13 protein-coding genes and 1 tRNA gene are annotated in these 16,416 nt (G+C 42.0%); 4 read left to right on the forward strand and 10 right to left on the reverse strand.

Annotated features, from left to right (window positions below; genetic code table 11):
* The coding region (locus AOG27_RS20275; RefSeq protein WP_200909120.1) for a transposase at positions 1–200 on the forward strand (200 nt) is incomplete at its 5' end.
* A 406-nt stretch (positions 201–606) separates the two neighbouring features.
* Here AOG27_RS20275 and AOG27_RS20280 read toward each other — a convergent pair.
* The 8 genes from AOG27_RS20280 to cysG all read right to left on the reverse strand — a co-directional run bounded on the left by AOG27_RS20280 (position 607) and on the right by cysG (position 9,319).
* Positions 607–1,872 (reverse strand): aromatic amino acid transport family protein, encoded by a 1,266-nt coding sequence (locus AOG27_RS20280; RefSeq protein WP_054554815.1) that lies wholly within the window; start codon positions 1,870–1,872, stop codon positions 607–609.
* A gap of 153 nt (positions 1,873–2,025) precedes the next feature.
* A complete protein-coding gene (locus AOG27_RS20285; RefSeq protein WP_054554816.1) occupies positions 2,026–2,217 on the reverse strand; it encodes a hypothetical protein in 192 nt (63 codons plus the stop codon).
* A 176-nt stretch (positions 2,218–2,393) separates the two neighbouring features.
* Positions 2,394–3,164, reverse strand: coding sequence for a 3'(2'),5'-bisphosphate nucleotidase CysQ (cysQ, locus tag AOG27_RS20290; RefSeq protein ID WP_054554817.1), 771 nt, complete (start codon positions 3,162–3,164; stop codon positions 2,394–2,396).
* Positions 3,165–3,167: 3 nt separating this feature from the next.
* Positions 3,168–3,764, reverse strand: coding sequence for an adenylyl-sulfate kinase (cysC, locus tag AOG27_RS20295; protein ID WP_054554818.1), 597 nt, complete (start codon positions 3,762–3,764; stop codon positions 3,168–3,170).
* Between the two features lie 14 nt (positions 3,765–3,778).
* Entirely contained in the window at positions 3,779–5,506 is a 1,728-nt protein-coding gene (locus AOG27_RS20300) for an SLC13 family permease (protein ID WP_054554819.1), read from the reverse strand.
* Between the two features lie 32 nt (positions 5,507–5,538).
* On the reverse strand, positions 5,539–6,963 hold the full coding sequence (cysN, locus tag AOG27_RS20305) for a sulfate adenylyltransferase subunit CysN (RefSeq protein WP_054554820.1): 1,425 nt from the start codon (positions 6,961–6,963) through the stop codon (positions 5,539–5,541).
* Positions 6,963–7,862: a sulfate adenylyltransferase subunit CysD gene (gene cysD, locus AOG27_RS20310; RefSeq protein WP_054554821.1), complete on the reverse strand. Its 900-nt coding sequence runs from the start codon at positions 7,860–7,862 to the stop codon at positions 6,963–6,965. The genes cysN and cysD overlap by 1 nt, the downstream gene beginning before the upstream one ends.
* Before the next feature lie 35 nt (positions 7,863–7,897).
* A complete protein-coding gene (gene cysG / locus AOG27_RS20315) occupies positions 7,898–9,319 on the reverse strand; it encodes a siroheme synthase CysG (RefSeq protein ID WP_054554836.1) in 1,422 nt (473 codons plus the stop codon).
* Positions 9,320–9,590: 271 nt separating this feature from the next.
* On the opposite strand from cysG, the gene deoC reads away from it, so the two are divergent.
* The gene (gene deoC, locus AOG27_RS20320) at positions 9,591–10,334 is read left to right on the forward strand and encodes a deoxyribose-phosphate aldolase (RefSeq protein WP_054554822.1); all 744 of its coding nucleotides are present in this window, start codon (positions 9,591–9,593) and stop codon (positions 10,332–10,334) included.
* Positions 10,324–10,824, forward strand: coding sequence for a hypothetical protein (locus AOG27_RS20325; protein ID WP_054554823.1), 501 nt, complete (start codon positions 10,324–10,326; stop codon positions 10,822–10,824). Before deoC ends, AOG27_RS20325 begins: the two co-directional genes overlap by 11 nt.
* A gap of 44 nt (positions 10,825–10,868) precedes the next feature.
* On the opposite strand, the gene AOG27_RS20330 is transcribed toward AOG27_RS20325, so the two are convergent.
* A complete protein-coding gene (locus AOG27_RS20330; protein WP_054554824.1) occupies positions 10,869–12,002 on the reverse strand; it encodes a CsgG/HfaB family protein in 1,134 nt (377 codons plus the stop codon).
* A gap of 125 nt (positions 12,003–12,127) precedes the next feature.
* Positions 12,128–16,012, reverse strand: coding sequence for a hybrid sensor histidine kinase/response regulator transcription factor (locus AOG27_RS20335; protein ID WP_235523725.1), 3,885 nt, complete (start codon positions 16,010–16,012; stop codon positions 12,128–12,130).
* Between the two features lie 216 nt (positions 16,013–16,228).
* Here AOG27_RS20335 and AOG27_RS20340 point away from each other — a divergent pair.
* Positions 16,229–16,305, forward strand: a tRNA-Trp gene (locus AOG27_RS20340).
* The last annotated feature ends 111 nt before the right edge of the window (positions 16,306–16,416 follow it).

The raw sequence follows: 16,416 nt of genomic DNA on the forward strand, positions 1-16,416 counted from the left end.
TAAAGCTCCCACCTTATTCACCAGAGCTAAATCCAATAGAGCAAGTATGGAGTTGGATACGACAACATTGTTTATCAAATAGAGTGTTTTCAGGCTATGACGAAATTGTCGATGAAGTTTCAAAGGCGTGGAATCACTTTATTTCAATCCCGGATCGAGTGAAGAAAATGTGCAATCGGGAATGGATTAAATTGATTTAATCTTTATGCGGAATGGTATTACAAGTTAGCAAGGGTAAAGTTGAACTGCGGGGTTGTTTAGTACAAAGTCATTCTAAGCTCACCCTGTTCATTCTCCAGGTAGGTTGGGTAGAGCGGAGCGAAACCCAACATAATCCATATGACCCTCTTCATAACCCATGGTTAAAAATTCTTAAAATCTCTACTGGTCTAACAGGTTAGCGATCTCTAAAACGGCTTATTTCACCTTGCGCTAATTCGTCTTTTATTAATGAGCTTTATCTCTTCATTGTGCATGACGAATGACCACGCTGTTGGGTTTCGCTGCGCTCAACCCAACCTACGCCACGCCTTCCAACTTTCCAGTTGCTAACAAAAAAGCCCAGCCGGTTTCCTGGCTGGGCTTCTATATCTAGTAATGATGAGATTACTTAATAATCATACTGTAGATAAGCGCAAATACGGCTAGAGAGCCAACTGTTAATACGAACAGTGTGCTTAAGCGGTTTCTGTATTTGTGTAAGCTAGGTACTTTATAAACGGCAATCATTGGCATGATGAAAAGGATCATGGCGATGATAGGGCCTGACAGCTGATCCATCATGTCTAAAATACTTGGGTTGATCACCGAGCAATACCAAATAGCAAAGAACATGATAACAGTGCCAATCTTATCAACGAGTTTAGGGTTCATATGGGCTTGCTTACTAACAAGGCCGTTGAAGCTTTCACGGGCACCTAAGAAGTGACCTAAGAATGAAGACGTAATCGCGATAAAGGCAACTAATGGCCCTAGAGTAGCAATAAACGAGTTATCTGTAATATTGGCAAGGAATGACAAGATAGACACGTTATCAGCTTTTGCTTGTACCATTTGTTCAGTAGATAGTGACAGCACACACGAGAATACAAACAGTAAAACAAACACGATTAATAGTAGGCTAGTACGCTTTAGAATTGCTTCTGACTTCATTTTAGCATAATTGCCGTAGTGAGCACGTTGTACATGCACAAAGCTTGAGATCGCAGCTGCGTGGCTAAATGAGAATACAATGATAGGTATTGATAACCAAAGTGTTTTCATAAAGCCTGAAAACTCAGGGACAGACACATCTGGCATTTGCCAGCTTGGGATCAGGTAAATCGATAAGAAAAACAAGATAGCGACAAGCGGATAAACAAGGATTGCAAAAGCACGTAACATCAGTGCTTCGCCACCAAGCATTAAACTGATCATACCGCCAACGAGTACACCAGATAACAGTACGCGTGGTGGTGATTCCATACCTAGTTGATTAACGATAAAGCTATCAACAGTGTTGGTTAATCCTACACCGTAAATAAGTAAAATAGGGAAGATAGAGAGAAAATACAGTAAAGAGATTAAGCGCCCGGCGTTAATGCCAAAGTGTTCTTCTACTACATCGGTAAAGTCTGCTTTAGGCTGTTTTGATGATAAAACAAATCGGGCTAAGCCTCTGTGAGCTAAGTAAGTCATCGGAAAGGCAAGGCATGCCATGATAATCAAAGGCCAAAATCCGCCGATACCGATATTAATTGGTAAGAATAAAATCCCTGCACCGACTGCGGTGCCAAATAAACTTAATACCCATTGGGTGTCATGAAGATTCCATTTTGAGTTACTACTTGTTGTCGATGCATCATACGGCATAGCATCTTGATGTGTGTTCATTAGCACTCCACTATTAGAATAATAATTGTCGCGCAGCATATAGAAAAGCGACTTAGAATGCATGTTTTAGCGTTGTATTTAAATAACTATGCTGTAAGGAGAGACTTACAAAAGAAGAAAGTTGGGCTTATTTATAAAGCCCAGTTGTGGTATTTATTCTGCTGCTGCAAGTGCGCGAGCTTTAATATCTGCGGCAAATGCTAAACCTTTCTTAAAACGTGCCTCAGCTGCTGTGATTTCGTTTTCATCGCCATTAGCGGCAAGCACTCCTTGTGAAAGGGCTTTATAAAGTGCGCTAATTTGGGCCTCGTAGCCAGATTCAATTGCTTTTTCAACAGTCGTCATGGTTATTCCTTTAATAGATTGAGAAAGCAAAATACTATAGGAACAAGGACTTATTGGCTAGATGATTGTGGTCATAAAGTAGGGAATATGAAATTTTGATATTTATTTTGCGATGACAGGGGAGACGCTGGGTTTCGCTTCGCTCTACCCAGCCTACGGTATTTAACGGAATGCTTTTAGTCCTGTAATGCCGATACGACAAAATACGGATTCAGATACTCTTCTTTACTGTTATACAGTAGTGGGCTGCCATCGAGTTTGCTAACCGTTGCGCCTGCTATTTCGGCAATCGCATGACCTGCTCCGGTATCCCACTCACAGGTTGGGCCAAGGCGTGGGTATATATCAGCACTCCCTTCGGCAACAAGACAAAGTTTTAGCGAGCTGCCCTTTGAAACCATTTCTACATCTTCAAACTGTTTTACAAATTCAGCTAGATCAGGAGAAGGGTGTGAACGGCTGCCGACAACACGGATAAGCCCTTTATTTGGTTTACGGGTTACCTTAAGTTCAATGCGCTCATCACCTTTATCTTTAAAGGCACCAATTGCTTCTGCGGCAATATACGACACACCTAATGCTGGTGCATCGACAACAGCTAATACTGGTTTACCTTTTTCAATCAAGGCAATGTTCACTGTAAACTCGCCATTCTTTTTAATGAACTCTTTGGTGCCATCAATTGGGTCTACTAACCAGTAGCGTTGCCAAGTTTGACGGATATCCCAGCTAATATCAGCGCTTTCTTCACTTAGAATTGGTACATCAGGGGTGAGATGTTGTAAGCCATTCACAATCACTTTGTGAGCTGCTAGGTCGGCGTCGGTCACTGGGCTTTCATCAGCTTTGTACTCAACATTAAAGTCCTTTTCGTAAATCCCCATTATTGCACTGCCGGCTTGGCGTGCGAGGAGTAAGATTTCTTCTAGCAGTTCCGTTTGATTCATGACTTAACCTATAATTTGCTGTTGTTTTAAATACGCTACCAGCTCTTGCACCGATTGGTCTAGGGTGTTTTTACTGGTATCGATTTTAATTTCTGGCGATGTAGGGATTTGATAGTCTGAGTCGATACCTGTGAAGTGCTTAATTTCACCTGCACGGGCTTTTTTATAAAGCCCTTTAGGGTCGCGTGTTTCACACACGTCGAGCGGGGTATCTAAAAATACCTCAATAAACTCACCATCCTCTACTAAGTTTCTTACCATATCGCGTTCGCTTTGGAATGGCGAAATAAATGCGGTTAATACCACAAGACCGGCATCGACCATCAGCTTTGCCGTTTCACCGACGCGGCGAATGTTTTCTACGCGGTCTTCATCAGTAAAGCCAAGATCATTACACAAGCCATGACGCACATTGTCGCCATCGAGTAGGTAGGTGTGAACACCTAATTGGTGTAATGCGCTTTCTAGTGCGTTTGCAACAGTGCTTTTGCCTGAGCCTGAAAAACCTGTGAACCATAAAATGGTTGGCTTATGCTTTTTTTGCTCACTACGCTGTGATTTGCTAATGGCGTAATTATGCCAAACGATATTTTCATCCATTGTCTTTACTCTCGTTATTGAAATGGGAATACCAGCGGTATGAGTGTTAAAACCGTAATCGAGTAAATAATCGATAAAGGTAAGCCCATGGCAATGTAATCTTTAAGGCGGTAATTTCCCGCACTGTAAACCATCAAGTTAGTTTGATAACCAAATGGCGAAATGAAACTCGCTGATGCACCAAATGCGACAGCCATAATAAAAGGCAACGGTGATACATCAAAACCAACGGCGAGTGCATACGCTACCGGAAATGAAAGCGCGGCAGCGGCATTATTGGTAATGAGTTCGGTAAACAAAACCGTCATCAAGAATATTGCGATAAATGCCCCGTAAGGCCCAAAATCACCTAATACGTATAACATGGCTGATGAAATTTCACCGGCAAGGCCTGTGCCTATCATGAGTTTGGCAAGGCCAATAGCACTACCCACTACTGCGAGTAACTCAATTGGAAAACGACGTTTTACTTCACTTAGCTTGATTGTACCCGTTAGCATTAAACCGATAAGAAGAACGAGTAGGCCTTTCACTAAGGGAACGAGGCCAACAATACTTAACCCCAATACGGCTGCAAAACTTGCTAACACAATATTTGATTGCTTAGGTTTTAAATGGGTTTGTAAATCAAGACCTGAAATATAAACGAACTCACGTTTTAAATTAGGTAGCGAGTAAAACTCTTTGCCAGGCGCTAGGATCAGCGAGTCACCAGCTTGCAACTGAACTTTACCCAAACCACCTTGTAAACGGTCATGGCCGCGGCGAATAGCAATAACGGCAGCATGAAATTGTTCACGAAAGCGAACTTCTTTAATTGTTTTACCAATGTATTTTGAAGAATGGCTAACAACAACTTCAACTAGGTGCTCAACGTCTTTCTCATGTTTGTCGTGCACAACTTTTAAGCCGTCAAATTGGGTGAGCAGAGGTACTGACTTTATATCACCTACAAAAAGTAATACGTCACCTTCTTTGATAACTTGTTTTGGGGTAACCGCACAAATACGTTTATCACCGCGGATTATTTCGGCTAAGAACAAGTCTTTTAATTCACGAAGGCCATTTTCCTCAACACTTTTACCAATAAGTTTTGAGCCTGCTTCTACTTTACCTTCAAGGTAAAAGGGCACTACTTCTTGGTCGTTTTTACCGTTATCTGGTAAATACTTGAGCATCACTAAAATAGTGATAAGGCCAACGCTCAGTGCGCCTAAGCCAATCAAGGTAAAATCAAAAAAGCCAAGCGGCTCCATGCCCGCTTCAACGGCAAAGCCATTAACAATTAAATTGGTTGAGGTGCCAATCAGGGTGATCGTGCCACCTAAAATGGCGGTGTATGATAAAGGCAATAAAAGTTTAGACGGTGAATGTGTTGGGCTTTCTTTTATCGCACTGATCAGCGATGCCACTACCGCAGTATTATTGGTAAATGATGATAAAAAGGCGGTTGATAAACCAAGCTTGGTCACCGAACTTGTCAGGCTGCCTTTCGAAAGAGACTGAGCAAGCTTTTGCACTAACGTGGTTTTTTCTACAGCTATCGAAACGAGTACAAGTAGAATAAGAGTGATTAAAGAAGGGTTTGCATAGTTAATTAGCATATCTTCAAGGCTTATTAGCCCTGCTAAATAACTAATACCAATGGCGCCGACAAATAACCATGCAGGTTTTAGTCGAGTGCCAAAAAGGCACCCCACTAATACCAGCATAATGCCTGTTAATACCAGCTGTTGATACATGCTTTTTACTTCCTATAACAGGCGAATAGTGGTTATTTAAGCTTAGTTATATCAAGCGCTTGCCAATGAGGGAAGTGCTTGCGTACTAAAGCGTTAAATTCAACTTCAAAGTCGCTAAAGCTACTTTGTTGTTCTTCAATGCTAAGTAATTGCTCAATCATACCTGCCGCAACGGTTAGGTTTGATAAGCGGTCAATTAGGATAAACGCACCTGTTTCATGATTATTGTGGTACTCATCAGCCAAAATTGTTTCTGTAAGCTCTAAGGTTACAATTGCAATTTCGTTAAGTTGTAATGAATCAGCTTGACCATGCTCAAGGGTATTTACATCAATCGTGTGATCGATTTTTCTTACCACTGCCGAGGTGTTTTTGCTGCCTAATTTAAAGTTATAGCTTTTACCTAATACTAACGGTGCTTCATGCATCCATACTAGTTTAGCTTGAATACGGTTTGTTACAGCAGCTTTTGAAGCGGCTGGTACAATCACATCGCCACGGCTGATATCAATTTCGTCGTTTAACGTTAAAGTGATTGCTTGGCCTGCTTCAGCGGTATCTAAGTTGCCATCGAAAGTGACAATCTCTTTGATGCTTGAGCTTTTACCTGATGGTAATACTTTTACAGCATCACCCACGCTGAACTTGCCAGACGTTAGAGTGCCTTGGAAGCCACGGAAGTCTAAGTTAGGGCGTACTACATATTGCACCGGAAGACGCGCTTCAAACCCGTTATCAATTTCAGCCGCTGGTGAGTCTTCAAGTAACTCAAGCAGTGGTTTATCTGTGTAATAAGGTGTGTGCTCTGAGCGTGTAACTACGTTGTCACCTTTTAGTGCTGACATAGGCACAAACTTGATATTAGTAACGTTTAGTTGATCTGCAAACTTAAGGTAGTCGGCTTTGATTTTTTCGTATACGGTTTCATCGAAATCGACGATATCCATCTTGTTGATAGCAACAACAAACTGCTTAATACCTAATGAGTCACAGATAAAGCTATGACGCTTAGTTTGTACTTGTACGCCGTAACGCGCATCAACTAAGATAATCGCCACATCACTGGTTGATGCGCCGGTTACCATGTTACGCGTGTACTGCTCATGTCCTGGTGTATCAGCAATAATGAACTTACGTTTTGCTGTTGAGAAGTAACGATAAGCAACGTCAATGGTAATACCTTGCTCACGCTCTGCTTGAAGACCATCTACAAGAAGTGCTAAATCAAGCTCTTCACCGGCATTACCGACTTTTTCATTGTCTTTATGCAGGGCTGCAAGTTGGTCTTCATAAATTTGGTGACTGTCATGTAAAAGGCGGCCAATCAGCGTTGATTTACCGTCATCCACACTACCACAGGTCAGCATGCGTAAAAGGCTTTTGTCTTGTTGGCGAGCAAGGTAGGCGTCGATGCCTAACTCTCTTACTTCATTAATCGTGTCGTTTGTTTTAGACATTAGAAATAGCCCTCACGTTTTTTCTTTTCCATTGAACCTGCAGAGTCGTGATCAATCACGCGGCCTTCACGCTCAGAAGAGGTTGAAAGCAGCATTTCTTCAATAATTTCAGTTAAGGTACCTGCTGTTGATTCCACAGCACCCGTAAGCGGGTAGCAACCAAGAGTACGAAAACGTACCGACTTCATTTGCGGTACTTCGCCTTCTTCTAATGGCATACGCTCATCATCAACCATGATTAGCGTGCCGTTACGCTCAACAACAGGGCGCTCTTTGGCAAGGTAAAGTGGAACCATTTCAATGTTTTCTTGGTAGATATACTGCCAAATATCCAGCTCAGTCCAGTTAGATAACGGGAATACACGAATGCTTTCACCTGGGTTAACTTGGCTGTTGTACGTATTCCAAAGCTCTGGACGTTGGTTTTTTGGATCCCATCTGTGATGTTTATCACGGAATGAGTAAACACGCTCTTTAGCACGTGATTTCTCTTCGTCACGACGTGCACCACCAAACGCAGCATCAAAGCCGTATTTATCTAACGCTTGCTTTAAGCCTTGCGTTTTCATGATGTCGGTGTGCTTTGCTGAGCCGTGTACAAATGGATTGATATCAATCTCTAACCCTTCAGGGTTTTTGTGGACGATTAAATCAAAGCCATACTCTTTAGCTAGGCGGTCACGAAACGCGATCATTTCCTTAAACTTCCAGTTGGTGTCAACGTGTAAAAGTGGAAATGGGATCTTTGCTGGATAAAACGCTTTACGCGCTAAGTGTAATAACACAGATGAATCTTTACCGATTGAGTAAAGCATCACCGGGTTTTCAAACTCAGCAGCAACTTCGCGCATGATTTTGATACTTTCAGCTTCTAATTGCTGAAGGTGTGTTAAAGCCATTGTTAGTCGTCCTACTAAAATGATTAAAAGTTAAATTAAGCTACGCCAGTAATTGGCTGGGCAAAGCTGCTGGTTTGTTCTGTTTGACCAAACCATGCAAGCTGATGGTGCAATGATGCAACTTCACCAATAATTAATAGGGCGGGTGAAATAATGCTATGGCGCGAAATCAAGTCGGCCAGCTCACCTAATTGCCCTGTTATCACACGTTGTTCTTTACGTGTGCCATTTTCGATAATGGCAACCGGTGTATCTGCACCGCGGCCATGTTTTAATAGTTGTGCTTGAATATGTGGTGATTTAATCACGCCCATATAAATCGCTAAGGTCTGATTTGGCTTGGCGAGTGACTGCCAATCTAATTCTTGACCATCTTTTTTACAGTGACCTGTTACAAACTGAATGGCTTGCGCATGATCTCTGTGAGTAAGTGGAATACCGGCATAAGCGCTACAGCCTGCAGCAGCAGTAATACCCGGTACGATTTGGTAACGTACTTTATTCGCGGCAAGAACTTGTACTTCTTCACCACCACGACCATAAATAAACGGATCGCCACCTTTAATACGGCATACTTTTTTGCCTTGCTTGGCAAAATCGACCAACATCTGATTGGTATCTTCTTGCGCTACGCTGTGATCGCCTAAACGTTTGCCTACGCAAACTAGGTCTGCATCACGGCGTACTAAATCCATAATTTCATCAGAAACCAAGTAATCATATACAACTACGTCGGCTTGTTGCATTAACTGCAGTGCTTTTAGTGTTAATAACTCAGGGTCACCTGGGCCTGCACCAACAACATACACTTCGCCTTCAGGCTCTGGCTTTGCATCTAACAGTTGCTCTAACTGCGCTGTTGCAGCTTCGGTATTACCCGCTTGCACTTTACTTACAACAGATGAATCAAATACGCCTTCCCAAAACTGGCGACGATCAGCAAAGTGTTTAAAGCGTTGTTTTACTTTGTCGCGAAAGCTACCAACTAATGTAGCAAGTGGACCTATATGCTGTGGAATAAGCGTTTCGAGTTTTTCGCGTAAACGACGTGCTAATACTGGCGCTGTGCCTGCGCTTGAAATTGCAATTGTGATTGGATCACGGTCAACAATTGATGGAAAAATAAAGCTGCACTTAGGTTGATCATCCACCACGTTAACGAAAATATTGCGCGCATTAGCAAGTTCGAACACATCTCTGTTAACGCTGTCTATATCAGTTGCAGCGATTACCAGCATTTGTTGATCTAAATACTGTTCTTTGAAAAAGTCGTTAATGAGTGTTACATCACTTTTCTCAGCAAGTTCTCGAAGTTCATCACAAAATTCAGGGGCGACTAGCGTCACATGAGCACGCGCTTTTAAAAACGCACGGCATTTGCGTAATGCGACATCTCCACCGCCGACTACCAGCACAGGTTTGTCGTCTAATTTGGTAAAGATTGGTAAATATTGCACTTTGTTCTCACCCCTAAAACACATCAAGAAACTGCTTATTGCAGGCAAGCAGAATATAGTGCTCTAAAAAAAGTAAAAAATAATTAAAACCAAGTTTATATAACTAAAAGTTATACCAGGTGGTTTATTTTGGCTTAAGACTTAGTTAACAAGGGATTGCGGCGAGTTACAAGTAAATAAACAGCCTTATGGTGATTAGTTATGATTTATAGCCGAATGATAAAAATTTGCTACTATAGGTCACTAATATGGCAACACAATTATAAGAGCTATGACTAAAATGCAAACAAGCGCTGCCCAAGCGGTGGCACTGATGGACTTAACAACTCTGAATGACAGCGACACAACACAAACCATTAATAACTTGATTGCCAGTATTGAGCCTAAGTTAGGCATTCCTGCAGCGGTCTGTGTGTATAGCCAGTTTGTTAGCGACGCAAAGCTTGCTCTCGCTGAGCGCGAACTACAGCAAGTCAAAGTGGCTACAGTTACTAACTTTCCTAGTGGGGAGCAATCGTTAGAGCAAGTGTTAAATGAAACCCTATTTGCCATTGAACGCGGCGCTGATGAAATTGATTTAGTGATCCCCTACAAAGCGCTTATTGGTGGTGATGAGCGCAAAGTTTTAGAGTATGTCAAAGCGTCAAAGGAGGCATGTGGTACTCAAGCGCAGCTTAAAGTCATTATCGAATGTGGTGAATTAAACGATGACCTCATTGCAACAGCAACTAAACTAGCAATTGATGGCGGCGCTGATTTCGTTAAAACCAGTACTGGTAAAGTGGCTGTTAATGCAACGCTAGCTGCAACAGACATCATGTTAAATACTATAAAAGCGAGTGGTAAAAAGGTTGGTTTTAAGGCGGCAGGCGGGGTCAGAACAGTTACCGATGCTGCTGAGTATTTAGCCCTAGCTGAGTCAATTATGGGTGAAGCGTATTTACAACCTGAGCTATTTCGTTTTGGCGCTTCTGGGTTATTAAAAGATGTGTATGCAACATTAAATGAATCGTGAAAGTGAACAAGAGAAAATAGCGCTCGAGCATGGCGCAGCAAAGTTATTTTTGCGCTGTTACGAAAAGCAGTTTGGTGTAAGCATGCGCAATATTTGGCATAATACGCCAAGTAAGCCAGACGTGAGTTGTTATAAAGGTGATGAACGGCTTGATATTGAAGTCGCGCATTTATATGCCAGCGAAACAGAAGCAATGGCGGTGTTAGGTCGGCCGCTGTCTATCTCAATGCAACGAGATCTTGCTGAAATGGCTTTAGCACCCAGTAACGAGCGTTTGCACTGTGCTTTGCATCGCTTGCTAGCACAAAAAGCCAAGAAACATTACGAGTCTACTCAGCCTTGGTTATTAATACGCAATGCCAGTACTATATGGCATCTTGATGATTTTAAGTCAGTACTTACTCACCTTGATGTGCCTAAGCAGCATCCATTTCAACAAATTTGGTTGTTATGTGATTTTTATCGTGGTGAGTTATTACAAATTTTATAACTAAGGTTTTGAACAGCCAGTGCTGGCACTGGCTGTTAGTTTGCTTAGTTAAATTTAAACATACTGCCAAAGCTTTCTAAACTTGATTTGTTCGTTTTGGCAATACACCCTGAATCATCAAGAGACTTTTTAGTTGTCTCATCAGCAAGGCCTGTCACTTTCAGCTTTTTTTCTTGCTGATACTCAGTGAGAGCAATCACCGTTGCTTGATCGTACTCTACGTCTTCTATTTCATATTCTTCGTAGTGAGGCTGCCTTTTCAAATAACCCAAACAAACCAAGTTCAGTCGTGACATCGCTAAGTCTGTTTTTTCGTAGTAAGGCATTCTGTGAGTTGGAACACTAACCGATGCAACTGGCGCTTTAGCAGGAGCTGCAGCTGCGGTTACTTTTAGTGGTGCAGGGGCTGTATGGCCAGCTGCAATGGTGTTATCACTATTATAGCGATAATAAGTTGTTGGCACTTTTGACTCTAAAAACTCAACAGCTTTTACGATCACTTCGCGCAATGCTTTTTCTTTTGGTGTGTTTGACCAGCTACTTAAGTTACCACCAACGAGTGCGCCACCAAAGTTGGTAGCAGCAGATGTAAAGTCAAAATCTTTACTGCCGCCCTCAACACTGGTAGCGGCTAAAATACGAGAAGTACGCGTGTCGATTAAGCGTAAATCTATCGCCATGTGCGAACTTGAAAAACCCGCCGATACCGAGCTAAATACATCACCGATAAAGCCACCACTGCCGACACGAGTGCCTGAGTTGTCATCATCAAACTCTGTGACTGCGGCAACCACAACAATTTCGGCTCCCTCTATTTCACCATACGCAGCACCAGAAGCTGCACTCACACGGCCTGACACAGCAAGGTCTTGTTCTGATAATACGGCATCAAGTGCTTGTCGCTCTAAAACAATAAAGCGATTGGTGCTAACTAATGCGGTTGTAAGTTGATCGGCCATACCTTCACCAATTTCTTTACGCCACCAACGTGAATCGTTTGATTTATCAGTAAAGCGGGCAACAGCGATCCGAGCTTTTGGGCCATTGTATTGCTGCTGTGCAACTTCGTTTATATCTGGGCTATTGGTATTGCTGGTGGTTGTCGAAGTACTCTGGCATGCAGTCAGTGCCGCAGCAAGTAACGTAATCGAAATTGCTTTGTGTGTTTTGGTGAGCATATGACTTTCCTTAACTTATATCTCATGCAGTAAATAACGCCGCACTATGGGCTTTGTTGTTATTGACGTTTGTATGGATAAGCTATAAAAATCAGTGTTTTATTAATAGCACTCAGGCGAAAACTTTATTCACTGACGCGAAATTCAGCATGTTTTTGATGTTTTTCTCGATACTGTTTTGGTGATAAGCCAACATAGCTCTTAAAGCTTCGGGCAAAATAGCTTTGTGAACTAAAACCTGCTTGCTCCGCGACTTGACCAATTGCTAACGCGCTATCGATTAGCTGTTTTTTTGCAAACTCTAAGCGAGTATTGCGCAAATAATCAGAAGGTGTTTGTGAGTACAAGGCTTTCATTTTTAGTTGCAGCGCACGGGGACTTAAACATAACGCAGAGGCTAGCTGCTCAACCGAGAAGCTTTCATCTTGGTAGTGTGCTTGTACTGTCTGCTTAAGCTTTTCAGTGAAGGAATAATCTTTATTTTGCACAGTTACTGCAGCTGTATCGCTATTCAGAGGAGCTGCCAGTTGTGCTGTTAGGTGCTGGTTTAAAATTTGTCTCAGATTAAGCAGTCCTTTTACTCTACTTACTAGTAGAGTAGGTTCAAAAGGCTTACTTAAAAAGTCATCAGCTAATAAATCCAGCCCTTTTAAGCGGCTGTGGGTATCTGCTTTAGCTGAAAGTAATAATACTGGAATGTGGCTGGTGGCCGGATTTGCTCGAAGGGCTGCTAGTAGTTGATAACCATCCATATTTGGCATCATCACATCACTAATAATGAGCTCAGGTAAGTTTGACTGGCAAAGGTCGAGAGCTTGCTGACCATCAGTTGCACAAATGCAGTTAAACTCTTTATTAAATAAAGAAAGGAGTAGCTCTGCCATTTCCTCATTATCTTCAACAATCAGCAGTGTTGGTTGTGAGGTATGAACTTGCATAGCGCTACTTGCTTGATTATCAGCACTTTCAATCATAGGTAATGACACAGTAAAGCAGCTACCTTCAGCGATTTTACTGCTTACACTAATAGAACCACCGTATTGTTCAACGAGTTGTTTTACTAAGCTCAGGCCAATACCACTTCCTGCTTCTGACGATGTTAAGCGAGTAAAGCGCTGAAAAATCGACTGCTGATGCTCACTGGCAATACCCACACCAGTATCAGTAATTTTAAACTGTAACGCTTGTTGTACTTCACTAAGGTGAATATCGACTGTGCCACCTGCAGGGGTGTACTTAAGAGCGTTGCTTATCAGATTACTAAAAATCGAGTGAGCATGCTCAGGAGCAAGGTTAATCTTAAGTGCTGTAGTGGTGGTGTCAGTGAAGCTAAATTGCAGCTGTTTTTGCTCATACAGAGGCCTGAAATCCGCCACTAAATCTGTTAAAAATGGCGTAATAGAATAGGGGCTGACAGTGTAAATTGCCGTGCTTGGGCGTTGACTCAATTGTAAAAGTTGATTGATTAGCTCTAGTAAGCGTTGGCAGTTTCGTTTAATACTGGCTAGTTGCGTTTGAGCTTTTGGATCGGCATTGCTTCGCTGCAACTGACTGATAGGAGCGAGTATTAAGCTAAGTGGTGTTTTGAGTTCGTGGCTAATGTTATCTAAAAACTGGTCTTTTAATTTGTTTAGCTCAATTTCGGTTTGCTTCTCTTGCTCTGCTAGTTTGCGCTTGTACAAGGCATTTAACACAAGCCAAGTCAGTGCTAAAGCAAACACAAAGTAAATACAGTAGGCTAGTTTAGTTTGCCACCAAGGAGGCACAACAGTAAGTTCTAACAGCTGTGTACTGTCACTCCATTGACCATATTGATCTTTTGCTTTTAGCAATAACTGGTAGTGACCAGCAGGCAGCTGTGGATAGTTAATTTGTCTAAGGGATGCATCGGTATATAAAAATTGCTCATCAAAGCCAGCTAGCTTGTAGCCATATTGATAATGTTTTGGAGTCGCACCATTTTTTAATGCACTAAATTTAAAGCCGATAACCCCAGCAGATTGTGCAAACGAGAATGTCTGAGTTGCACTAGCAAGGGTATTGCTTTGCTTATCAAAATGATTACTTTTAATTGTTTGGTTATTAAGTAATAACTCAGTTAACACTGGCGTAGGGTGTGTGTGCGATAAGGTTAGTTGCTCAGGGTAAAAATGATTGTAGCCATTAATACCACCAAAAAATAACTCGCCATCGTCAGCTTGAAAGCTCGCACCTAATATAAATGATTGATGCTGAATGCCGTCTTCTGGTAGAAACTGCTGCATTTGCTGCGTGCTGGGGTTATAACGAGTGAGTCCGCCATTGGTTGCAAGCCAAAGCATGTCTTGTTTATCGGCAAGAATGTCAAAAATGTTGTCATTAGCTAAACCTTGTTGTTCAGTAATCTGTTTCACTGTGAGGGTATGCTTGTTGACTTGATTTAAGCCTTGCATGGTGCCAACCCAAATGCTGTCGTCATTCAGCAATAAAGAGGTGACCATGTTATGGCTAAGCCCTGCCTCACCAGAGCTTTGTTCATCTAATAAACTAAATTGCTCTGTTGATATATCGAGTTTATTGAGTCCTGCTCGGGTACCAATCCACAGTGCATGCTCTTTATTATCATAAGCCAAAGTAAATACGGTGTTGTTGGCAAGGTTATTTTGCGTATCACTGTGCTTATAGTGAGTTACTTTGGCAGAGGCAGGCTCGAAACGGGTTAGGCCTTGGTTACTACCAAGCCAAAGCGCACCTGTTTTGTCGCTGGTAATTGCGTAAACACGGTCACTGGCTAGCTGGTGGCTTTGCATGGTGAAAGCTGTAAACTCATCAAGGCTGTCTTGATACTTTATTAAGCCGCCTCCGTACGTACCTATCCACAACTGCTGGTTAGCGTCTTCGTGTAGGGCAAATATATTGTTATTGGTTAGGGCGTCTTTAAAGTGCTGATAACCAGAGGTTGTTTTGCGATTGAGTCCATCACGGGTACCAACCCAGACCTCACCATTGGCTCTTTTAACTATTGAACGGACAAAGTTATGACTTAACGAATTTGCTTGAGAGGTTTTTAATTGATGAGAGAACTGTTGCTGCTTAGGATCATAGCGGTGCACACCATAGCCGTCTGTGCCCAGCCAAATAATACCTTGCGAGTCTTGATAAAGAGAAAGCAAATAGTCGCTGCTTAAGCCATTGTGGTTTTGCTTGTCATGACGATGTTGAATGAATTGCTTTTGTAAGTCAGCACCAGCAGGCAAAAAGTAGAGCCCTTGTCCATAGCTTGTAAGCCAAAGGTTTTGCTGTTGGTCAACGAGGCTGTCTGTTACCCAGGTTCCATTAAACTGTTCGATTTTTTCACTACTTTGCGTTGCTAAATTTAATATATAAAGACCTTTTTTAGCGCCAAGAAGCAGCTTTTCGTCATTAAGCAATTTGAGATGCCAGAGCGGCACGGAAATCTGAGTATGCTGAGTAAATTGCTCAGTGCTTGAGTTAAATGAAATAAGCCCTTTATCTGTGGCAAGCCAAATTAGTTCATCGGTAATAACAATGTCTCGAACCAGTGGCTGCGCTGATTCATAGTGAAAGTGTGTAAAGCTATTATTTGATACATCAAAACGGGTTAATTTACCGTGTTCGTGGCCAAGCCACATAACATCGTCTTTAGCTAACGCCATAGACCAAATTTTATCTTCACTTAGGCTTTCATTATGGTGTGTAGAAAACACCTCAAACAGACCGGTTTTAGGGTTGAGTCTATTAAGCCCTTTGCTTGCAGTCGAAAACCATAGCTGGTTTTTACTATCTCTAACACAGCCTGTAATCCAATTCCCTGAAATGCTTTTATCATCGCTGTTAGCTTTAAAACGCTTAAATTCATAACCATCAAAGCGATTTAAGCCACCTTGTGTGGCAAACCATAAAAAACCTTGCTGGTCAGTGATGCTGCAAGTGATTGAATTTTGGCTCAGTCCCTGCTGACTATTAAAAGTGCTAAGGTGTAAAGAACGGGCACTACTCTGATTAGCCATCAACAAAATGAGGCATAACAATACAATATTAAAAGGGGATTTTAATAGCAGCACACTGATCCATGTTGTTTTATGTTCCTGTAATGGGTTTATGATAAACTGCTTTTTAATCAATGTTAATATTGATTTTTAAACGAACTGATGAGATTTTAACTAATGGGTATCTTTTACTCTTGTGTTAATGAATTGCGTAAGTATAATAGGCATCCACTTTGCAGGGGCGTAGTTCCAATTGGTAGAACAGCGGTCTCCAAAACCGACGGTTGGGAGTTCGAATCTCTCCGCCCCTGCCACTTTTTACACAATGTGTGCTAAGTCTGAAATTAAAAATCGGTTTAAACAAGTCAGTTTTTAAGTTTAGATTTTAATGGATTAACCCTGCCAGAGCGCAGGGTTGTTGTGTC

The organism is Pseudoalteromonas lipolytica, assembly GCF_001306915.1.
Lineage (GTDB): Bacteria > Pseudomonadota > Gammaproteobacteria > Enterobacterales > Alteromonadaceae > Pseudoalteromonas > Pseudoalteromonas simplex.